Annotated in this window: 5 protein-coding genes; 4 read left to right on the top strand and 1 reads right to left on the bottom strand. The window is 42.1% G+C overall.

All coding sequences use genetic code 11. The annotated features are described in order from the left end of the window. Positions 1-55 precede the first annotated feature (55 nt). Complete coding sequence (locus WAM07_RS13285; protein ID WP_422167566.1) at positions 56-1,267, bottom strand: ROK family transcriptional regulator; 1,212 nt, start codon at positions 1,265-1,267, stop codon at positions 56-58. 247 nt (positions 1,268-1,514) lie between these two features. Here WAM07_RS13285 and WAM07_RS13290 point away from each other — a divergent pair, with 247 nt between their 5' ends. The 4 genes from WAM07_RS13290 to WAM07_RS13305 all read left to right on the top strand — a co-directional run. Next, on the top strand, positions 1,515-2,834 hold the full coding sequence (locus tag WAM07_RS13290; RefSeq protein ID WP_422167568.1) for an ABC transporter substrate-binding protein: 1,320 nt from the start codon (positions 1,515-1,517) through the stop codon (positions 2,832-2,834). Between the two features lie 220 nt (positions 2,835-3,054). Then, positions 3,055-3,969, top strand: coding sequence for a carbohydrate ABC transporter permease (locus tag WAM07_RS13295; protein WP_245756036.1), 915 nt, complete (start codon positions 3,055-3,057; stop codon positions 3,967-3,969). Next, positions 3,969-4,796, top strand: coding sequence for a carbohydrate ABC transporter permease (locus WAM07_RS13300; protein ID WP_014644760.1), 828 nt, complete (start codon positions 3,969-3,971; stop codon positions 4,794-4,796). The genes WAM07_RS13295 and WAM07_RS13300 overlap by 1 nt, the downstream gene beginning before the upstream one ends. A gap of 26 nt (positions 4,797-4,822) precedes the next feature. Next, positions 4,823-6,091, top strand: a 1,269-nt coding sequence (locus tag WAM07_RS13305) for a glycoside hydrolase family 36 N-terminal domain-containing protein (RefSeq protein ID WP_422167571.1), incomplete at its 3' end; no start/stop codon positions are given.

Genomic DNA, 6,091 nt, shown 5'->3' on the forward strand with positions numbered 1-6,091 from the left:
CCTCAGGTCATCCAAATATTGGATGACCTGAGGTGGGGATTTTTGGGTTTTATCGTTACCTGACGAAGAACTCTTCCAGTACAAGAACGCAGGCTCCTATGGCGGAAGCGTGTTCGCCAAGCTTGGATAGAACGATAGACGTTTCTTTCGCTTTATCGGTTAATCCTCTGGACTGTATCGTTTCTTCTATTCCTTTCATCAGGAAATCTCCTGCATTCGATACCCCGCCGCCCACGATGATCCGCTTGGGATTAATCGTGTGTATTAAATTGGTCAATCCAATGCCTAAATATCGTCCCGTCTGATTTAATAGATCAATACTGAACTCATCACCTTCACACGCTGCCTGATAGACCACCTGACCATCTACCTTCTCAAAATCTCCATCAACCAGCTCATGTATGATCGAAGGTTTTCCGGTTTTTAATTCTTTTCGAGCCCGTTCGGCAATGGCTGGTCCCGCAGCCAGGGTTTGCAGACAGCCGTAATTACCGCATGTGCATTTTGGTCCAGAAAGATCAATGGTTACATGGCCAATTTCACCAGCTATACTGTTTTCCCCGTGAAAAAGCCTTCCCTTAATCATCATTCCTGCACCGATTCCGTTCCCTACATTCACTCCAACCATGTTGTCCGCATCGTTTCCATTACCGAACCAGTATTCACCTAACGTCATGGTACGCGCATCATTTTCGACTTTTACAATCATATTGAAGTCTTTTTCCAGTTCTTCTTTTATAGGAATATTTCGAAGCTGAAAAGAGGGAGCAAAAAGGGAAATACCTTCTTCAGGGTCGACAATCCCGTGCATCCCCACTCCTATTCCCAGAAATTTATCTGGATCGTTGTTTCCTGAATAAAGAAGTTCCTGAATTCCCTGTTTCATAATGGATAAGATATCTTCATTCCCTGGATAGTTACCGATGGGCAGACTGGTTACATCTTTTAAATCTCCGAAAAGGTTGGTTACCACGAATTTCATATGGAAAGTTCCTACATCTATGCCAAGAGTATAAAATTGGTCAGCATTGATTTCCAGAAGTGTAGGCTTACGCCCGCCTTTAGACATTCCTTGGGTAGTCTCTATAACAAACTGTGTATTAATCAGTTCCTTCACAATGTTACTGACTGTGGGGGGAGTAAGACGGGTTTGTTTAGCGATTTCCGCCCGGGATATAGGTCCTTCTTCACGTATCATATTTAAAATGATGGATCTGTTCATTGATTTCATTAATTGGAAACTGCCTCGTGTGTACTTTGTAGTCATTTCATCTCCTCCAACATTTCTATCTTCCCCTATCATATCATAAATCTTACTAATTTAATTTATTTAACTAAGTAAAAAGGTTATCAGCTAAAGCATGGTAAAGTATCTCTTTCCACCCATAAACTATTTTGGTAATTTTGAAAAAACTCTTTTCATTTTACGTTTAGTATGCTAACTTATAACTAGTTAATTAATTTATTTTAGTAAGTTTTGAAAACGCTATCAAAGAAGGGGGAGCAAGATAATTATGAAAAACTGGTGGAAAATGTTTCTGGTAGTGGGCCTTGTTGCTGGGGTTCTGGCTGCCTGTTCAGGCAATAGTGGAAGTGGTGGAGATGAATCTTCAGGTGATGAGGGTGGAGAACCATCCGGGGAAATAACGGTTTGGGGCTGGAACGTAGCAGCTGAATCGATGGAACTTGCGGTTGATGGATTTAAAGAGCAATATCCTGATGTTGAAGTGAAGGTAGAGGATATCGGAAGATTGGATGTTTATGAAAAGCTGACGGTAGGACTAGCTTCAGGAGGTAATGGTTTACCCGACGTAGTTATGGTAGAGTCAGATCGCCTGGCTAACTATTATGATCAATTCCCTGATGCCCTTACTAACCTTTCAGAACTTGGTTATGATGACCATAAGGACAAGTTCGGCGAGTATAAGCAATCTGTTACTCAAAATGCGGATGGAGAATTTTTCGCTGCCCCGTGGGATGTTGGACCGACAGGCGTTTTCTATCGTACCGACGTCTTTGAAGAAGCCGGAGTAAATCCCGAAGATATTAAAACATGGGATGATTACATCGAAGCAGGAAAAACAATTAAAGAGAAAACAGGTACGCAGATGGTACCTATCGATATCGCAAAAGATGATGCCTTATACCGCATGATGCTGAACCAGCAGGGTGCGTATTATTATGATGAAGAAGGAAATATTGATGTGACTTCAGAAGAATCTAAAAAAGCATTTGAAGTGATTCAGCAACTTGAAAACGAAGAGCTTGTTTTGAACAATGATGGCTGGAATGGCGTAGTATCTGCGACAGTTAACGGGGAAGTAGCAACCGTTCCATTTGGTGTATGGTATTCAGGTACCATCAAAGACCAGGCCCCTGATCAAGATGGTCAGTGGGGAGTCTTCCAACTGCCAGCTTTTGAAGAGGGCGGCAACCGTGCAGCTAACTTAGGCGGATCGGATCTTGTCATTCCATCTTCAACAGATAATCAAGGTGCAGCTTATGCTTTCGTAGAATATTTCACGACAGAAGTAGATCCTCAAATGAAAGCTCTTAAAGAAAAAGGAATCTTCCCATCCTTGAGTTCTACTTATGAAGAAGAGTTCTTTACCCAGGAGTCTGAATACTTCTCTAATCAACAGATCTATAAACTGTTCTCTGAAGAAGTGGCTGATATTCCTGTAGCCAACTATACAGCTGACTATGCTCGTGCTTTTGATACAATGTCTGATACTCAAGCTTCTATCTTGCTTGATGGTACGAAAATTGAAGATGCTTTACAAAATGCGGCTGAAAAGCTGAAAAGTGAGACAGGTCGTGAAGTGACCGAGTAATCTTTATGATCTTCCTGCTTGGTTCCGTATAGTAAGAAATGGTCGGTCAGTCTCCTTCATATAAGGAGATTGACCGACTTTTTAGATTTTTTGGAATTAAAGCAGACATATAAAAAACGTTGTGTTATTATTAAGTAAATTAAATTAATTAATAAAGTCATCCAGTTTTGAAAGCGCTTATATAAGGCGCGGGTACTTTAATTAAGGAGGTAGAATTCATTTGAGTCAAACCAATGCTGAACCAGCAAAATCCAACCAACCTAAGAAACGGAAGCGCTGGATTACGCCCAAGAATGTCCCTTATTTATTCATTCTGCCGGCTGTCACCTTTTTTCTAATCTTCACGGTTTATCCTGTTATTTCTTCATTACTATTAAGTTTCCAAAAGCGTGAAGGTTCCGGCTATGTATTTGCGGGTCTTGAAAACTATATACGGTTGTTTCAGGACGGACTCTTCTATAAAGCGCTTGGCAATACGTTCTTGATTCTACTCATACAAGTGCCGATTCAGTTATTTCTTGCCGTGATCATCGCTGTAGCTTTAAATTCCCAACTGGTAAAAATGAAGAGCTTTTTCCGGATTGCCTTTTTCATGCCAGCCATTACAGCGCTCGTGGCTTCGTCAATTATTTTCATGATTATGCTAGATGAGAACTATGGTCTGATTAACTATCTGCTTTCCTTTGTGGGCGTGGAGCCTATCGCCTGGCTGTCTGACCCATTTTGGGCGAAAGTAGCTCTTATGGTTGCGATTACCTGGCGGTGGACGGGCTATAACATGGTTATCTTCCTGGCAGGTCTTCAGAATATCCCTGGGTCCCTTTATGAAGCTGCAGAAATGGACGGAGCAAGTAAGCTGAAGCAGTTCTTTTATATAACGATCCCTCAGCTGAAACCCATCTTCTTATTTACTTTCGTACTTTCTACGATCGGTACACTGCAATTATTTGATGAACCATACATTCTTACCGAAGGCGGACCGAATAACTCCACTTTAACCATTACTTTGTACTTATATCAGAATGGTTTCAGATATTTTGACTTTGGTTATGCCTCCGCTATTGCATATGTACTCGTACTAATCATTGGTGTTCTATCCTGGGCACAAATGAAATGGGCAGGTGAAGATAAATAATGAAAAACGTCAGTCCTTTAAAAAAGACTCTATTGTACTTCTTTCTCTTTGTAGGGGTTATTGTTTCCGTTTTTCCATTCTATTGGATGTTCGTAGGTGCAACCAATCCATCAGGTGAAATCTTTAAAGTGCCGCCTAACTTCTTTCCGGGCACTCATGGGTGGGAAAACTTTAAGAATCTAAATGAAAATGTCGGCATTATTAGAGTACTGGGCAACTCTTTGCTGATCACACTCACCTTCACCGCTTTAGCTGCCATCATTTGTACAGCAGCCGGTTACGCTTTTGCCAAGTTTCAGTTTAAAGGAAGAAATCAGATCTTCTTTATGCTGCTAGTGGCGATTATGATTCCGTACCATGTTACGTTAATTCCTTTGTTTGAAATTTTCTCAAACGTCGGCTGGCTGAATACGTTCCAGGCAGTAATTCTGCCACAGGCTGCCTATCCATTCGCGATTTTCTTAATGCGTCAAAATATGCAGGCCATCCCTGATTCATTACTGGAAGCTGCCCGAGTCGACGGAGCTGGAGAATTCCATATCTTTTTCCGGATTGTACTCCCGGTTATGAGACCGGCACTCGCTGCCGTCGGTATTTTCTTATTCATGTTCCAGTGGAACAACTTTATTTGGCCGCTTGTTGTACTTCAGTCACAGGATATGTACACCTTACCGGTAGCTTTATCCAGTCTGGTAGGGATGTCCCGTATAGACTACGGACAGGTTATGATGGGGACGACGCTCTCCACCTTGCCAATTATGATTTTCTTCTTACTACTGCAAAAACAGTTCATCTCCGGTATTCTTGGTGGATCTGTTAAGGAATAAAGAACGAATAGACAGGTGGTGTCGTTGTGTCGATTTATATTAATGAAGAAAGACAGCAATTTCATCTTACAAACGGTCAAATCAGTTACATCTTCCATGTGATGAAAAATGGGCAGTTAGGGCATCTGTATTATGGGCAGGCGTTGACGGATCGCGAGGACTTCACACACTTTCAAACCTATGAAAATACTGTTCCGTACACCACTCATACGTTCGCGGATGATGCTGACTTTTCATTGGAAACAGTGAAACAGGAATTTCCTCTTTACGGAAAAGGAGACTTCAGGGAGGCCGCTCTTCAAATTGAAGACGATCAACAAATTCAGGTATCTGATTTTTCTTTCCAGGGATATGAAATAGGAAAAGGGAAGCCGAAGCTGCAAGGTCTTCCCGTTTCCTTTGCCCAGGAAACGGAAGCAGAGACGCTGACTATCCGATTAATGGATAAAGTAACTGGAGCAGAAATTCATCTGTTCTATACCTTATTTGAGAACCTGCCGATTTTAACCCGAAGTCATAAGATTAAGAATGGTTTTGAATCAACGCTGGAAATAAAGCGTCTGATGTCCTTAACGCTGGATCTGCCGGATGCGGATTATGAACTGATGCATCTTTCCGGAGCCTGGGCACGAGAACGTCATGTTAAAAAGCGAAAGCTGGAGCAGGGAATGCAATCGATTTCCAGTAACAGAGGAGCAAGTTCACACCTGCATAATCCATATCTCATGTTGAAAAGACCAGCAGCTACAGAACATCAGGGAGAAGCGATCGGTCTCCAGTTTATCTACAGCGGAAATTTTCTTGCGCAGGCAGAGGTAGACCATTTCAATCAAACTCGCTTATCGATGGGGATTCATCCGGGCTCATTTCAATGGACGCTCGAAAAAGGAGAAAGCTTCCAAAGTCCTGAAGCAGTTCTGTCCTTTTCAGATAAAGGATTAAATGGCATGAGCCAGGCGCTTCACGATTGGCAGCGGAGACATCTAATTTCTCCTGGATGGATGAAGAAAGAGCGGCCGATTCTTATTAATAATTGGGAAGCTACTTATTTTGATTTTAATGAGGAAAAGCTGGATGCCTTTACGACGGAAGCTGCACAATTAGGAATAGAACTCTTCGTTCTGGATGACGGATGGTTCGGAAAACGGGACGATGATACGAGTTCTTTAGGGGACTGGTTTGTCGATAAGAGGAAATTGCCGAATGGGATTGGTGCGCTTTCGCGTACGGTGAAACAGAAAGGTCTGCAGTTTGGATTATGGTTTGAACCGGAAATGATCAGTCCTAAGAGTGAA

It is taken from the genome of Halobacillus sp. (assembly GCF_049282395.1).
GTDB lineage: Bacteria > Bacillota > Bacilli > Bacillales > Halobacillaceae > Halobacillus.